Here is a 15348-nt window from a genome sequence, read left to right on the forward strand (position 1 = left end):
TTATTAAAACTGCATGAATCGTTTTTTGACATACTGACGGTCTTTAATGATCTCATACCACCGAGCCATCAAGTTTTAATTTTTGAAAACAGGACAACCAACAGAGGGGGAATATTACTCCTACTCCCACTTCTTTGTAAAAAAAATTAATAGCCTCTTTCCCTAGGGGCAAAACAAAGTTTCCCTTGTATCTCGCCCAGTCACTGGATTAGTACCTTGAGCAAGTTGACACAATTTCTTTTGCTCATCGGGGCGCAGGAGGACATCAGTAAAATCTGCGCCATCAATAATTGCACCATCAAACCGAGCGTTAGCAGCAAACGCACCTTCTAAAATCGCGTTTGTCAAATTAGCTTTGATGAGTCGGGCTGAATCCAAAGTGGCAAATGAGAGATCAGCACTTTCTAAATTTGCTGATTCTAAATTGGCTGCAAAAAAGCTGACACGGCGCAAATTAGCATGGCTAAAGTTACTTTGGCGGAGATTAGCTTTGGTAAAACTAGAGTCTCTTAAATCACGCCCGCAAAAATCAGCTTCTGTCAAAATTTCTTTGTTATATTCTAGGGCTACAGCAGTGGGACTATACCCTAAAATTGCTGTAATGCCAAGTAATACCCAAAGCAATACACTGAGTATGCTGGCCCAAATTCGATTACTGAATGTAGTATTCATCATATTGTTAACCAGTGGCAAATTCCCCTCCCTCTCATTATCTCGATATTGTTTCCCTGTTGTCTAAAAGTTATTCAAGTCAAAAATATTCTACCTAAATCAAAACCACGAAATACCAATGCAAAAATGGCGCATAATACCCCCTGGTCAATTTGGAGTAATAAAATTTACGTTCTTTATTTTAGCTATGGTATCAAAGATACTTAATAACCCGGCATTATACAAATTTTTATGAAATCTCTCAATACTGGTCAACTAGGAGAAGATTTGGTAGCACAATGGTTACATTCAAAAGGCTGGACGATTTTGCATCGTCGCTTTTCCAGCCCTTGGGGAGAAATCGACATTATCGCCCAGCTGCATCAAAAACAGCTAGACGGTGAAAAAAAACTCTTGGTTAACCAATTACCCGCAGTAGCATTTGTCGAAGTGAAAACCCGTAGTCGAGGAAATTGGGATTTAGGGGGTAAAAGTGCCATCACACAACAAAAGCAGGCAAAAATTTGGCGGACGGCGAGAATATTTTTAGCTCAGTATCCTGAAAAAGCTGATTACCCATGTCGCTTTGATGTTGCTATTGTCTACTTTCAGCGAATATCAAAACAGCGCACTCAGCTGACATGGACTCCAGAACCTGTAGCTAGCTTATCAGCAGATGGATACCAATTTTATCTGCAAGAATATCTACCAGCAGCTTTTGACTCTTCAATTGAGGCCTGATGTTGGAGCGTTTAAAGGTAGCTAAACTACGCAAGTGTTTCTGGACAGTAACCCAGCCCCCGAACGAATTGTTGCCGGAAGGTTTCAATCTCTTCTCTCTCCGGGCTACCATGGGAAACGATGGCTACTTGATAGCGGCGCATGACCTCTACGGGGCATTGTCCTGCTTCTAAACTCCAAAGTGCCATTTGCACCCGCATCGGTGGCACATAGCCAATTCCTAATTCATTGAGAAAAGCGCGAAAGTCTCCATCCTCTTGGGGGGAAACTGGATCTTTGAGCTTTATCCTCACAACCCAGCCATCAATTTGATGAATTACGGTGACGAAAGAAATCGGCATGTGGGGTCTGGCGTGCAGATGTTGTACAATCCTCACAGTGAGACTCGCATTAGCCAGGTAATATAAATATTCCATAGTTTCTACTTGGGATTAACGCCCATCCTACATTTCTATCTTCGTAAATAGATCGCTGTTCCCGGTAGGGTAAAAGCCCCCGTTTTCTTATGGGGAGGTTTACCCAATTTTTATTCTTGAAGCTTTTTTGTATCTAAGTTCATTGTTAGTTGATACAATAGCAGTCCTCGCGAAAGCGTGATACGAGAGGTTTATTTTGTTAGCTCAAAGTCAGACTTGTTAATTAACATCACACAGTAGTACACCTGATCGGGCAAAAGATACTTCAGTAGGATGGAAATTTTAGCATTTTGCCCAACTACACAGCTTGTCTTTCACTGCTTTGCATGAGAAACTTGTCAATAAAATTCACAGCATCTCAGTATTTTAACGGTAGCGTATCCGTAGGACTTATGATTTAAAAATATGACAGCACCCTAACTATAAAGTCACTAGCTGATCACAAAAGTAGCAAAGCTATCTTTTACTCAAAATTTCATAGTCTTGAGGAAAGTAGGTACAGCTTCCTCAAAGAGGAACCCAACATTTAGAGGACTTTGTTGACTTTGGCTTCGTTCTACCCAACTGACAATTTTCTCAACTCAACCCTATTGGTTGATAACTAAGTCGTTTTTTAATTAAGACTTAACTTTTAGCAAAATTTTTTAATTACTTTTAACATTTAGCCCCTAAAAATTAATTTTTTAGAATCTAGAGACGCAAAATTTCGCGTCTCTATCTTAATATTTCTTAAATGAAATTTTTGAGACGTAGCACCAATTTTTCTGCTTCCATCACGCCCTCGATTCGCTCTACTGGGTGACCCTGCTTAAATAGTACCAAGGTTGGCAAGGCATTAATTTGGTACTCAGTTGCTAGTCCGCTGTACTTTTCGGTGTCAATCTTGACAATACGCAAACGATTTTGCAGTTGGGCATTAACCTGCTCTAAAATTGGCACCATCATCTGACAAGGGCCACACCAATCAGCATAAAAATCTACCAAGACTGGTAGGTCAGAACCAGATAACATTTCTTCAAAACTGTTGAATTGTTTTTTTGTCGCCATGTGATACACACCAAATTTTTATTGATTGCTTTTAATGGTAATGTGTACCTCCAAGAATCGGCACATCATCATTTTGTTTTTATTGTTGCTAAATTTTGCACTATTCCCAAAGGTATAGATGTCTGATTCAGGAAGGATATATATCTAAAATCTTTAACTTATAGGCACAAATCACCATAAGATCATTAGCGCGGTTATTTTAAAAACTGAGGAATAATTTATGGAAATTTTGCCAGAAAATTTGCAAACTTTGGCGGAAAAAGTCGCAATTATTACAGGTGCTTCACGGGGAATAGGACGAGCGATAGCCCTCGATCTAGCATCCCAAGGAGCAAATATAGTAGTTAATTATGCCAGTTCTAGCGGTGCTGCTGACACAGTAGTTGCAGAAATTAGTGCAGCTGGAGGTCAGGCGATCGCCCTACAAGCTGACGTATCCAAAGCCGAGCAAGTTGATACACTAATTAAAGCGGTCATGGAGAAATTCCAGCACATTGATATTTTTGTCAATAACGCAGGTATTACCCGCGACACACTACTTTTACGCATGAAGATAGAGGATTGGCAAGCTGTAATTGACACAAATCTGACTGGTGTTTTCTTATGCACACGTGCCGTCAGTAAAATCATGCTCAAACAACGTTCTGGACGGATTATCAATATTGCCTCCGTTGCCGGACAAATGGGTAACCCTGGTCAAGCGAACTACAGTGCAGCCAAAGCAGGAGTCATCGGCTTTACTAAAACCGTCGCCAAAGAACTAGCTTCTCGCGGTATTACAGTGAACGCCGTAGCCCCTGGCTTCATTACCACAGACATGACCAGCAATCTCAACAACACCGAAGATATTTTGAAATTTATTCCTTTAGGTCGCTACGGTCAACCAGAAGAAGTAGCTGGGATGGTGCGCTTCCTCGCTGCAGATCCTGCGGCCGCCTACATCACTGGACAAGTCTTTAACGTTGATGGTGGGATGGTGATGTAACGACTACTCCCTTCCCATTGTTAAACTACTTACATTCTTAATAACCAACCACAGAAGCCCAGAGGATACAGAGAAAAATATAAGTAATCTTTTGACGGGAAGGGAGTAGTTTAAAGTCTAGTAATTTTGTAATCACTAATTTTCCCATCCAGACTAAGATACAAGCACCTACACAAACTATACAACCAATCAGAAGTGTTGAATGTTAAGAAAAAGCTGATAAAAATAGCCCAAAACATGTTAAGTTTTGGGCGAAGGATTAAAATACTTTAATTAGCAGTGATTATAAACTCATTTCCCAAGATTGTCAAAAATATCTTGAGGGAACTGCCTAAAAATGATTATCCAGTATTGATACGATACAAATATATGTGAGTTTGATAGATTATCTTATTTTACAGCTTTCATGTATTCCTGAACAATGGGGAAACACACTATTAGATAAAATTCGCTAAGTTCATTGGTTTGAGGATATGATGTTATGTTGACAATTTCACCCTTTGTAGACTTAATTATAATCAACAATGTAAAGTTTTGTATCAACATTCAACGTTTCTGAATGTTTACAAGTAAACCTTCTTAATTTTTTTCTCTTACATTTGATGAAATTGAGATTGTTTTAAAACAGTCCTAACTCTATTTCCTGATTGTTATTATCAGTATTTTCTGATATGAGTGGTGGTAAATCTGATGGAGGTTCAACAAGCAAAGGAGCATCTTCTTCAAATCTCAACTTTGAGCTTTTGATGTAATCTTCATGAATCTCAAAAGCAAACCAATTTCTTTGTAAGGTTTCTGCTACCCGACCTGTCATATTAGAACCTGCAAAAGGGTCTAATATGATATCACCTGGTTCTGTACACAGATTGATAATAAACTCTGGTAAAGCTTGAGGAAATCTTGCAGGGTGTGGTTTAAAAGCTTCTTCTTTGCATCGCCTTTGATAATAATCGTTAGAGGCAGTATTCGAAGCTGAAATAGTATTAACAGCTTGTATGGAATCTTCCCAAAACATTTCTTTTACGATTGTTGGCTGTCCTATCTCATCTTTATTTTCATCCTCGCGCCCGTCAATAATATTTGGTGGAATAGCTCCTCCTCTGTCATTGCCAAACTTGTGGGAAATATTATGTCCTGAAGGTCTTAATTTGGCTTCATAACCATTTTTCAATAAATTTTTCATTGCTGCACTGTAAGGCTTTAAAACCCTTCTGTTATTAGCCTTGGGATGGGGTGATTTTGATAGCCACCAAACTGTATTTACCGCATCCTTAACTCTTTCCCGACGGACAGTCACCCATTCAGCCGGAGTAGGCAGTTTAGCAGGATTATACCAATATAATTCTTGAGCTAAATAAAAGCCTAATCCACCTTTCTCTTTTAATTTGCACAGAGCAACTACCAATTCAAAATGATAAAGAGAACGCACAGGCATTCCTTTAACCCAACTACCACCAATATCAATAACCAATGAGCCTGTTGGTTTAAGAATACGGTAAAATTGCGTGGCAAAGTCTTTAAACCATTCCACATATTCATCAGCGTCAACGTTTCCGTATTCTTTTTTACGTACCAATGCGAATGGTGGAGATGTGCAAATTAAATCTACACTTTCATCAGGAACACCAGCCATTAGCTCTAGGCTGTTTCCCAGATAAGCAGCACCAAATTTTGTTTCGTAGTAGGGTTTACACTTAAGTCTCATATTCAATAGTGGACAAGTCTTTAACGTTGATAGTGGCATGGTGATGCAATTAGGAATTATTAAAGGTTCTTTGCCAAACGGTAAAGCCCAATAGCAGAATGATACTAATAGCAGTGGGAACTATCACCACCAAAGTCACACCTTGTATTCTCATTGCTAGTAAATTAAAAACTAAAGTAACTGACCAAAGAGTAAAGGCAGCACGGGGCTGAGAAAATCCCCAGGCCAATAAACGGTGATGTAGGTGGTCTTTACCTGGAGTACTGAGAGGGTTTTTTCCTGCTAATAACCTGCGTATAAACACTTGTGTAGTATCTACTACTGGCAACAGAAGAAATAATACTGTCGGTCCCAGAGCAAAGATCGTATTTTGTTGCAGGTTACCTAAAATACTGGTTGCAGCCAGCACATAACCAAAAAAGTATGCCCCCGCATCGCCCATGATAATCCGGGATGGGTGGAAGTTGTAACGCAGAAAGCTTAGTGCTGCACCCCCTAAAGCTGCCAGTACTAAAATAGCTGCTGCTCGATTGGGAAATTGGGCTGCAACCCCCAATAAACTCATAGCAGTAATAAAACTGACTCCCCCCGCTAATCCATCCATGCCATCCATCAAATTGATGGCGTTAGTAATACCGACTACCCAAAGTACTGTCACCGTCATGGAAAGAAGCGAGTCAATAGGCGTGTGGAAACCAACCTCGATGGTGATGCCGTTAGCATACAGCAACAATGCGGTAACAATCTGCGCCCATAAGCGGACAGAAGGCGGTAAACCAAACTGATCATCAATAAAACCAACCAGCACTAGGACTGAACCTCCTAGTAGGATAGTTAGCACCTGAGCCAATACATTTTGCAGAGCGATGGGTCGTAAGAGGGTAGCTAATACCATTGCGGCAATAACTCCTGCATAGATGGCTAAACCCCCTGCATTAGGCAAAGGTTCGCGGTTAAGTCGTCGAGCATTGGGTTGGTCAGCCCAACCCACCTGCAAGGCAAATTTGCGTACTGTTGGAATCAAACGCCACGTTACCAGCCAAGCCAAAACAAATGTGAATACCACTGCCAACCAGCCGGAGCCGCTAGGGTCGGCAATGCCAAGGGATTTAAGAAAGTTGTATAAATTCATTCCCAAATTCAAGCATTACTGCTAGTGTCCTATATGAGTATCAATTGTAATATTACCCAATTTTTTTTATTTGCATTTATTGTTTCAGCTATTTGGGTTATTAGCACTCTGCCCTGGTGAGTGCTAAATTGTTTAATGGAAGCGCTAGAGAAATGAAACATGGCAAAAATTATTTCATTTGATGAAGATTCACGGCGATCGCTAGAACGGGGTGTCAACGCCATAGCTGACGCGGTAAAAATTACGTTGGGTCCAAGAGGTCGTAATGTCCTTTTAGAAAAAAAATTTGGCGCACCCCAAATCGTCAATGATGGGATCACAGTTGCCAAAGAAGTGGAATTAGAAGATCCTTTAGAAAACACAGGTGCAAGACTGATTCAGGAAGTGGCATCCAAAACCAAGGATATCGCCGGTGATGGTACCACCACTGCCACAGTTTTAGCACAGGCGATGATTAGAGAAGGTTTAAAAAACGTCGCAGCTGGTACTAACCCCATCAGCTTAAAGCGGGGGATCGACAAAACCATTGAAGCGCTGGTAGAAGAAATTGCCGCAGCAGCACAGCCAGTACAAGGCAGTGCGATCGCTCAAGTGGCGACTGTATCCTCTGGTAATGATGAAGAAGTCGGGGCGATGATTGCCGAAGCTATGGAAAGAGTTACCAAAGACGGTGTAATCACTGTTGAGGAATCCAAATCCCTAACCACCGAACTGGAAGTAGTGGAAGGGATGCAGATTGACAGAGGTTATATTTCTCCCTACTTCATTACCAATCAGGAGAGACAATTAGTAGAATTTGACAACCCTCGGATCTTGATTACCGACAAAAAAATCAGCAGCATTCAGGATTTAGTTCCAGTCTTGGAAAAAGTTGCCCGTCTCGGTCAACCCTTACTGATTATTGCTGAAGATGTAGAAGGAGACGCTTTAGCAACCTTGGTAGTCAACAAAGCACGGGGTGTACTCACTGTGGCTGCTATCAAAGCACCCGGATTTGGCGATCGCCGCAAAGCACTGTTACAAGACATTGCCATTCTTACCGATGGACAAATGATTTCTGAAGAAATCGGTTTGAGCTTGGACACCGCTACTGTAGAAATGCTGGGAACTGCCCGGAAAATAAGCATCGACAAGGAAAACACCATAATTGTCGCTGCTGGCGATACCAAACCAGAGGTACAAAGCCGCATTGCTCAAATTCGTAAGCAATTGGCAGAAACTGACTCAGAGTACGATCAAGAAAAACTACAAGAACGTATTGCCAAGCTAGCTGGCGGTGTCGCTGTGATTAAAGTGGGTGCAGCTACAGAAACCGAACTCAAAGACCGCAAACTACGGATTGAAGACGCACTCAACGCTACCAAAGCTGCTGTGGAAGAAGGCATAGTTCCCGGTGGTGGGACAACCCTGATTAACCTGACCAAAAAAATAGACGCAATCAAAGACAGCCTTCGCGAAGAAGAAAAAATCGGAGCAGATATTGTCAGACGATCATTGGAAGCTCCTTTACGTCAAATAGCAGACAATGCCGGTGACGAAGGTTCCGTCATTGTCTCTCAAGTAAAGGAAACCGATTTCAATATTGGTTACAACGCCGCTACTGGAAAATTTGAAGATTTGATTGCAGCTGGCATCATCGATCCTGCTAAGGTAGTACGTTCAGCTTTGCAGAACGCTGGTTCTATTGCTGGTATGGTCATTACCACCGAAGCCATTGTTGTAGAAAAACCAGAGAAGAAACCCGCAGCTCCTGCCCCTGACATGGGTGGTATGGGTGGTATGGGCGGCATGGGTGGCATGGGTGGCATGGGTATGTTCTAACCTCTGCTTACTCATGTAAATATTTTGATTTTGTATGCAGTTTGTCTGGTTACGGCAAACTGTTTTTTTTATCGAGCATCAAGGATATGATAATTTCTTGCATACTACAGAAAAAATATTACAGGGAGTTAATATTCTGATATATGAGAAATGGTGACCAAAATTTAGTTATTTTGACCATTTATATTATTGGCATTTCCTACGTCTTTAATCGTATGGTCGAATCTATTGACAATAAAGTTAAGTTTGAATTTAAAAAAGCAGTCGTAGAGGAACAACTCAAAACACAAAATCTTCAAGATGAAATTGGCATTTCTTTTAAATTTCAATCCTCATATCCCGTAGACGATCTCAAATATTTATCGCTGAGTATTGAGAATAAATCTAAGGATATTGCCATATATGTTGACTGGGATAATAGCTCTTTAGTTGTCGAACATAGTAAGCAATCACGGCGAGTGATTCGCAAATCACCAGACTTAACCCGCGACTTAGCTGTACCACAAAGTCCTAGTTTGATTGCTCCCCAAAAAACCCTTTCGGAAACCGTCACAGCAGAAGATGTTTTGGAGCGTGACCAAACAAGCGGAACCTACTCAGCTACAAAACCCATAATTAACATTAGTGGATTAAGTAAAGGACAAAAAAAGTTATATAACGATTTTATGAACGGAAGAAAGGAGTTGCAATTTTCACTACAGCTGGTGCTACGCATCTCTGAAGTACGTGTAGGTCTCGCTCCTGGTGTAAACATCCCCCCTATGTGCATCATCAATTGCCCCTTCACCATCAAGAAATTACCCTGGACTTATGCTCTGCCTTGGAATAAAAAGTAGGTAATCCGAACCAGACACATCATGCCATCCCAGATTACACTGGAGTTAGGGAGGGAGTAGGCGCAGGCGGTTGCAGATCAGTCAAAGTGACTGGTTTGAGGAAAGTCCGGGCTCCCGAAAGACCAAACTTGCTGGATAACTCCCAGTGCGAGCGATCGCGAGGATAGTGCCACAGAAAGATACCGCCATCTTCAGTCAACAGTCAAAACCTGATAACTGAAAATGGTAAGGGTGCAAAGGTGCGGTAAGAGCGCACCAGCACAACCGAGAGGTTGTGGCTCGGTAAACCCCGGTTGGGAGCAAGGCGAAAGGAAACTATGGTTGGTCTTTTACCAGTTTCCTAAAATAGAGCCGCTAGAGGCGTTTGGTAACAAACGTCCCAGATAGATGACTGCCCTCAAAGGTGTTGAAAAATACTGGTGAGAACAGAACCCGGCTTATGTCCGACTCTCTTCCCTATTTTTAAATATTGAGTATAAACGTACTCAATCCCCTAGCTACAAGGGATTGCTGGGTACTGAGTAAAAAATGCTCGTCCCCAGCCCCCAATCCCCAGTCCCCTCATCTCCCCCATCTCCCTTGATGACACTTGTTTATCCACGCCGTCAGCGACAGCTCGAAAATTTAGTGAGAAAGTTAGGTTTGCCAACAGGTTTACCCATCAGGTGGGAACTGTTGGACTTGGCACTGACTCATCCTACTGTTTCTGAATCGGCAAATTATGAACAATTGGAATTTGTTGGTGATGCAGTGGTACGAATAGCCGCGGCAGTGGTTTTGTGGGAAACGTATCCTGATTGTCCAGTAGGTGATTTCGCCGCAATTCGTTCAGTTTTGGTCAGCGATCGCATGCTCGCTCAACTGGCAAGAGAATATGGTTTGGAATTATACTTACTAGTAGCAGGTAGTGCTACGAGCGATAAAGTTGGGCAAGAATCACGATTGGCAGATGCTTTTGAAGCTGTTCTTGGTGCGCTTTACCTCAGCACTAACAATCTGGAATTAATTCGTCCTTGGCTAGATTTCCACTTAAAAAAGCTAGCAACGGAAATTCGCCGTGATCCGGCTAGACTTAACTACAAAGCAGCTCTTCAAGAATGGACACAGGCACAATTTAAAGTTTTACCTGAATATCGCATCACTGAAGTTCATCCAACTAATCAAAATCAGGAGCGTTTTGCTGCTGAAGTTTGGCTACATGAAAACAAACTAGGTGAAGGTAAAGGACGCTCAATTAAGGCTGCTGAACAAGCTGCAGCTAAAATAGCATTCTTAGCAATTTCTCACCAAGAAAATCCCTAGACTCAATATTTTCAAATAATTTCTTAGAGGTTGTCTTATAACTTTTCAACATGTAATTTTCATCTTAGGGAACAGGTAAAACGGGTAATATGGGTAGGAAAATATTTAATAGATTAATCAAAACTTTTAAAACAATTTCTTATTTCTTTCTTTTCCAACTTTCCAGGAATTAAACTAATACCTGAGTAAGTAATAACTAAATTCCATGAAAATCGCTGTTATTGGTATAGGACGCTGGGGAGTACATTTGTTGCGTAATTTTTTAGCACATCCTCAAGCAAGTGTAGTAGCTGTTCTGGACCCCCAAGCAGAAAGATTGGCGGCAATAAAGCAACAGTTTAACTTAGACGAAAATATATTATTGACTACTCAGTGGTCAGCTTTACAGCAAGTACCAGGGCTGACAGCAGTGGCGATGGCAACTCCAGCTACTACCCACTATGCTTTAATTAAGCAAGCCCTGAATCTTGGATACCATGTTTTGGCAGAAAAACCCTTAACTTTAGACCCGCTAGAATGCCTGGAACTTTGCCAATTAGCAGAAAAACAGCATTTAATACTCATGGTTGACCATACTTATTTATTTCATCCAGCTGTTCAGGAAGGGCAAACTGTAGTTAAGGTAGGTACATTAGGCAATTTACGCTATGGCTATGCAACACGTACCCACTTAGGTCCAGTCCGGCAAGATGTTGATGCTTTGTGGGACTTAGCTATTCATGATATTGCCATTTTTAACAATTGGCTGGGTCAAATACCTGTAAAAGTACAGGCTACTGGTACAGTGTGGCTACAAGGAGTGGGCAATGGAGAATTTAACCACTTTCCGTCAGGCTTGGCAGATTTAGTCTGGGTAACACTGACATATCCCCATAACTTTCAGGCATATATTCACCTATGCTGGGGAAATCCTGATAAACAAAGAAGACTGGCAATTGTCGGTAGCCGTGGTTGCTTGATTTTTGATGAAATGTCACCTTCATCACCCTTAACTCTGTTACATGGCGAGTTTGAACGTCAGGCAAATCAGTTTCTGCCCGTGAATCAAAAACGAGAGGTACTGGAATTTGCCACAGCCGAGCCATTGCAGCGAGTTTGCGATCTCTTTATTCTCAGTATTATTCAGAATACTCCCCCGGATATTTCTTCTGGTTGGGTAGGTACTACCTTAGTACAGATTCTCTCTGGTCTGACCACATCGCTCAATCAGGGCGGCCAAGCTGTTATTCTTTGACGGGTTTCTAATTTCTTCATCTAAGAACCTGCTTGTTTGTGGGTTACAGGGCTAATATTGCCGCTGTGCCTGTGGTTTTTATTCCACCCCCCCCTACACATCTTAAAGTTGGTTCCGATGCCGACATATTCACCCAGTTAGGGGTAAATTTTTTTTGACCCGCAAGGTTTTTCAGTGTGGACATTGTGGATTTGAATGTGATGCTGATGTCAAAGCGGCTGTTAATATTGCTGCTTTGGAGAAGTCTGTCAGCCTTAGAGAAACTTGCGGGATGAGTTGTCCATGGGAGGGGCAATTGTCTCCGTTGTCGATGATTCAAATCTGAGGCTAAAGCCCCGTTTCTTTAGAGTGGGGTATGCTTAGGTATCTCACCTAATTGCAAAACTCTGTAACTATCCTCTACAAATGGTAATTCGGAATTTTGTGGGTCTAATTCTGATTTATGAGGTCCTTCTTCCAGCGTCTCTTCCCGATTAATGGGGTATGAGCTGGTTGCCCTTATCCCCTCTTCGCCAGAAGCAACCCCGCGATTATTAAAACCCCCTTCTCCTGCTGAAGCAGTTAATAAGCAGCTATCAATTATCGGCAATGTAATTTTCACAGTTGTACCTTGGTTGATACCCGCACTTTCCAGAGTAATGCTACCTCCCATCAGTTCAATTAAATTTCGAGAAATCGCTAGTCCTAGTCCCGTACCTTCAACCTTACGTGTTGTGCCGCCATCTAGCATCACGAAGGGGCGAAATAGTTTGTGCTGCTGGGCAGGTTCTATACCTAAACCTGTATCTGTGATGCTGACAAATACCTGAGATTTGTTATCACCATATTTTGAAATTGTCGTAGCAATTGTGATACTTCCCGCATCAGTAAACTTAGTGGCATTACCAATAATATTAATTAGTACCTGCTTTAACTTAGCCGGGTCTGCTTGTACGGGGATCAAGTTACTACCTAAATCAGTTTTTAACTGCAAACCTTTATTTTGCACATTTACTGATTGTAAATTAATGACTTCCAGCAGTATTTTTCGCAAATCAATGGGTACTGTAACAACGGAAAGCTTACCTGCTTCAATTTTAGAAATATCAAGTAGCTCATTAATAATACTTAGCAAGTGAATAGCTGTTTCGTCAGCACGTTTGAGAAACTCTATTTCTTCTTCCCGGCTATCGCACAAACCATCATGAACCACGCGCACACAGTTAATAATTACATTTAGTGGATTTCTCAATTCATGAGAAGTGGTAGCCAAAAACTGACTTTTAATCTGGTTAGCGGTTTTTGCCTCTTTCCAAGCAATTTCTAGTTCTTCTGCCCAGGCTTTGAGTCTCTCAACCATTTGGTCAATTGCTTGGGCTAGTTGGTTAAGTTCACGGATTTTGAAGTTGCCTGGTACTGGTTGAACGGCGTGGTGGCTGTGAAGATTTAAGGCATAGTCTCGCAATTCTTCTAAAGGACTTGCCAAGTAAGGGGCCAGATATAAAGAGGCCAACAAACTCGCACCAATCAAACCAACTGTGAGAACTATTAAAATCAATTTAATTTCTTCCAAACCAAGCAGAGCATTATCTACAGTTGTCACAGCCAGAACTATCCATTTTTGCCCTTTTTCTTTTGTAATGGGGTTGGCAATAGCTGTGTAACCAACTATTAGTTCCTTCCCTTCTTGAGAAGGTAGATTTATGGAATTACTTTCTCCAGTAATGGCATTTTTGATAATTCGTTGCAATTCGACAGCATCTGGATCTTCTTGAATATTACTCCCAACTAATTCTATTGATGGGTGTGCTAATATCATTCCGTTTTCAGCAATTACTAGGGTAGAGCCTGTTAAAGAGCCAGGCTGATTTTTAGTTTGTTTGTACACTGCTGATTGAATACTCAACGTATATAACAGTTTCCCAGTGCGACTGTAAACTGGGGTAGATAGCAGCAATTGCAATTGATTATGGGGATTTTTTTTACCTGTGGTTCCTGCCTTTGGAGGTAATATTTTTTTGATAGCAATTTTTTCTCCCTCGTCAGGAATAGATAATTTCCATTCGCTAATTTCTTGGTTACCACAGCTACTGGCGATAATTTTACGCCTTTGCAGATTAGTTAGTTCTAGGCACTCAACATGTTTTGGTAATTGTTTTGCTAACCGAGTGAGATATTGTTCTACCTCCTGAGACGAACCAGACTGAGTAACCGTTGTTTGACTTACTGTTAGTAACAGAGTTTTGAGGTTCGCGATCGCATTGGCAATTTTTTCGCCTTTTAAGATGGCGCTCTCTGTGAGATTTTGACGCGCAGTTTTCAGTAGGCTAGACCTTGCCTTATTCAAAGCCACAACCTCCCCCAGTAATAAAACAGGGACAAACACAAGTAAAATTCTTGTTACTAAAATACGTCGAAAGGATGATTGACGAGCCTTAGCCATCGAGTATCTCACTTCGCATCTGTAAACCACAAAAGTAACGATATGCAATTAGAACAGCTCCCTTGAGATATTCTGCTAAGTTATGAGAGTCTTCTTGTCAACTTCCAAAAGTAATAGATATTGAGGGTATAACAAGGAATCTGCTATACCAAAACTTTTATAGAGTAGATGTGAAAGTAATTGCTGTTGCATATGGATAAACTTATGAAATTGGTAAATAGTAGCTTACGGGCAAATATTTTTTCCAATCAACCCACTAACAAGCAAAATCTCAAGACTATCAAACCAACCCAATGATGCAACGTCGTCCTCATACCACAGTAGTTTTGGCAATGAGTGCAGATGGCAAAATAGCAGATTTCAGGCGAGGAGCCGCTCGGTTCGGCTCAGGGGCTGATAAAGCACACCTGGAAAAAAAAATCGCTGCCTCTGATGCCGTTTTACTAGGTGCTGGCACTCTTCGCGCCTACGGTACAACGCTGACCGTATCGCAACCAATTCTGCTGCAACATCGAATAAAAGAGGGTAAGTCCGCCCAGCCAGTTCATATAGTCATTACACAATTTGCTGACCTCAATCCGGAAATTAAGTTTTTTCAACAGCCAATTGAACGTTGGTTGCTGACCACAACAATGGGGGCACGTTCTTGGCAAAAACGACATCAGATACTTCACTCAACAGGGTTAACACTGCCACAGAAGTGTCCTCCCAAATTTGATCAGATTATGGCTTTTGACACACCAACGGGAAATGTTGATACGTCTGCTGCTTTGCAACACATGGCATCTCTACATATAACACGTTTAGCTGTATTGGGAGGGGGTGAATTAGTAGCTTCCATGCTGCAATCAGATTTAATTGATGAACTCTGGCTGACAGTCTGTCCACTGATTTTAGGTGGTGCCTCTGCACCAACACCAGTGGAAGGCGTAGGATTTTTATCTGAATTAGCTCCGCGGTTGGAACTTTTAGAAGTTCATCAAGTTGAGCAAGAAGTGTTTCTTCACTATCGGCTGCAACGTCCAGCAGATTAGATTACGCTGGTCATTAGTCATT

The 15348-nt window shown here is 41.5% G+C and carries 14 protein-coding genes and 1 other RNA gene; 9 read left to right on the forward strand and 6 right to left on the reverse strand.

The window, feature by feature from the left end:
• Positions 1-162: 162 nt before the first annotated feature.
• A complete protein-coding gene (locus NWP25_RS10115; protein WP_390904309.1) occupies positions 163-675 on the reverse strand; it encodes a pentapeptide repeat-containing protein in 513 nt (170 codons plus the stop codon).
• A 228-nt stretch (positions 676-903) separates the two neighbouring features.
• Here NWP25_RS10115 and NWP25_RS10120 point away from each other — a divergent pair, with 228 nt between their 5' ends.
• Positions 904-1392, forward strand: a complete 489-nt coding sequence (locus tag NWP25_RS10120; protein ID WP_280699315.1) for a YraN family protein — start codon at positions 904-906, stop codon at positions 1390-1392.
• A gap of 26 nt (positions 1393-1418) precedes the next feature.
• On the opposite strand, the gene NWP25_RS10125 is transcribed toward NWP25_RS10120, so the two are convergent.
• On the reverse strand, positions 1419-1808 hold the full coding sequence (locus tag NWP25_RS10125; RefSeq protein WP_280651884.1) for a hypothetical protein: 390 nt from the start codon (positions 1806-1808) through the stop codon (positions 1419-1421).
• Between the two features lie 729 nt (positions 1809-2537).
• Positions 2538-2855, reverse strand: coding sequence for a thioredoxin (gene trxA / locus NWP25_RS10130; RefSeq protein ID WP_280651885.1), 318 nt, complete (start codon positions 2853-2855; stop codon positions 2538-2540).
• 220 nt (positions 2856-3075) lie between these two features.
• On the opposite strand from trxA, the gene fabG reads away from it, so the two are divergent.
• Entirely contained in the window at positions 3076-3840 is a 765-nt protein-coding gene (fabG, locus tag NWP25_RS10135; RefSeq protein ID WP_280656378.1) for a 3-oxoacyl-[acyl-carrier-protein] reductase, read from the forward strand.
• Between the two features lie 619 nt (positions 3841-4459).
• On the opposite strand, the gene NWP25_RS10140 is transcribed toward fabG, so the two are convergent.
• Positions 4460-5545, reverse strand: coding sequence for a DNA-methyltransferase (locus NWP25_RS10140; protein ID WP_280651887.1), 1086 nt, complete (start codon positions 5543-5545; stop codon positions 4460-4462).
• Positions 5546-5594: 49 nt separating this feature from the next.
• Entirely contained in the window at positions 5595-6677 is a 1083-nt protein-coding gene (locus NWP25_RS10145) for an MraY family glycosyltransferase (RefSeq protein ID WP_280651888.1), read from the reverse strand.
• Positions 6678-6836: 159 nt separating this feature from the next.
• Between NWP25_RS10145 and groL the strand changes: the two genes are divergently transcribed.
• From groL to NWP25_RS10175, 6 genes are all read left to right on the forward strand, one after another.
• Positions 6837-8498, forward strand: a complete 1662-nt coding sequence (groL, locus tag NWP25_RS10150) for a chaperonin GroEL (protein WP_280651889.1) — start codon at positions 6837-6839, stop codon at positions 8496-8498.
• A 143-nt stretch (positions 8499-8641) separates the two neighbouring features.
• A complete protein-coding gene (locus NWP25_RS10155; RefSeq protein WP_280651890.1) occupies positions 8642-9334 on the forward strand; it encodes a hypothetical protein in 693 nt (230 codons plus the stop codon).
• Positions 9335-9387: 53 nt separating this feature from the next.
• Positions 9388-9789, forward strand: an RNA gene (rnpB, locus tag NWP25_RS10160) — RNase P RNA component class A.
• 127 nt (positions 9790-9916) lie between these two features.
• Positions 9917-10636: a ribonuclease III gene (rnc, locus tag NWP25_RS10165; RefSeq protein ID WP_280651907.1), complete on the forward strand. Its 720-nt coding sequence runs from the start codon at positions 9917-9919 to the stop codon at positions 10634-10636.
• A 205-nt stretch (positions 10637-10841) separates the two neighbouring features.
• Entirely contained in the window at positions 10842-11870 is a 1029-nt protein-coding gene (locus tag NWP25_RS10170) for a Gfo/Idh/MocA family protein (protein WP_280651891.1), read from the forward strand.
• Positions 11871-12024: 154 nt separating this feature from the next.
• On the forward strand, positions 12025-12195 hold the full coding sequence (locus tag NWP25_RS10175) for a zinc ribbon domain-containing protein (protein WP_280651892.1): 171 nt from the start codon (positions 12025-12027) through the stop codon (positions 12193-12195).
• Between the two features lie 18 nt (positions 12196-12213).
• On the opposite strand, the gene NWP25_RS10180 is transcribed toward NWP25_RS10175, so the two are convergent.
• Positions 12214-14292 (reverse strand): sensor histidine kinase, encoded by a 2079-nt coding sequence (locus NWP25_RS10180; RefSeq protein ID WP_280651893.1) that lies wholly within the window; start codon positions 14290-14292, stop codon positions 12214-12216.
• Positions 14293-14585: 293 nt separating this feature from the next.
• Between NWP25_RS10180 and NWP25_RS10185 the strand changes: the two genes are divergently transcribed.
• On the forward strand, positions 14586-15326 hold the full coding sequence (locus NWP25_RS10185) for a RibD family protein (protein ID WP_280651894.1): 741 nt from the start codon (positions 14586-14588) through the stop codon (positions 15324-15326).
• Positions 15327-15348: the final 22 nt, after the last annotated feature.

Origin of the sequence: Umezakia ovalisporum Ak1311, from assembly GCF_029891685.1 — a bacterium.
GTDB classification, from domain to species: domain Bacteria; phylum Cyanobacteriota; class Cyanobacteriia; order Cyanobacteriales; family Nostocaceae; genus Umezakia; species Umezakia ovalisporum.

Excerpts from the sequence above, each read along its gene's own strand:
- trxA (WP_280651885.1), bottom strand. The coding sequence starts at position 2,855 with ATGGCGACAAAAAAACAATTCAACAGTTTTGAAGAAATGTTATCTGGT.
- rnc (WP_280651907.1), top strand. The coding sequence starts at position 9,917 with ATGACACTTGTTTATCCACGCCGTCAGCGACAGCTCGAAAATTTAGTG.
- NWP25_RS10140 (WP_280651887.1), bottom strand. The coding sequence starts at position 5,545 with ATGAGACTTAAGTGTAAACCCTACTACGAAACAAAATTTGGTGCTGCT.
- NWP25_RS10155 (WP_280651890.1), top strand. The coding sequence starts at position 8,642 with ATGAGAAATGGTGACCAAAATTTAGTTATTTTGACCATTTATATTATT.
- NWP25_RS10180 (WP_280651893.1), bottom strand. The coding sequence starts at position 14,292 with ATGGCTAAGGCTCGTCAATCATCCTTTCGACGTATTTTAGTAACAAGA.
- NWP25_RS10120 (WP_280699315.1), top strand. The coding sequence starts at position 904 with ATGAAATCTCTCAATACTGGTCAACTAGGAGAAGATTTGGTAGCACAA.
- NWP25_RS10185 (WP_280651894.1), top strand. The coding sequence starts at position 14,586 with ATGATGCAACGTCGTCCTCATACCACAGTAGTTTTGGCAATGAGTGCA.
- NWP25_RS10125 (WP_280651884.1), bottom strand. The coding sequence starts at position 1,808 with ATGGAATATTTATATTACCTGGCTAATGCGAGTCTCACTGTGAGGATT.
- groL (WP_280651889.1), top strand. The coding sequence starts at position 6,837 with ATGGCAAAAATTATTTCATTTGATGAAGATTCACGGCGATCGCTAGAA.
- NWP25_RS10145 (WP_280651888.1), bottom strand. The coding sequence starts at position 6,677 with ATGAATTTATACAACTTTCTTAAATCCCTTGGCATTGCCGACCCTAGC.
- fabG (WP_280656378.1), top strand. The coding sequence starts at position 3,076 with ATGGAAATTTTGCCAGAAAATTTGCAAACTTTGGCGGAAAAAGTCGCA.
- NWP25_RS10115 (WP_390904309.1), bottom strand. The coding sequence starts at position 675 with ATGATGAATACTACATTCAGTAATCGAATTTGGGCCAGCATACTCAGT.
- NWP25_RS10170 (WP_280651891.1), top strand. The coding sequence starts at position 10,842 with ATGAAAATCGCTGTTATTGGTATAGGACGCTGGGGAGTACATTTGTTG.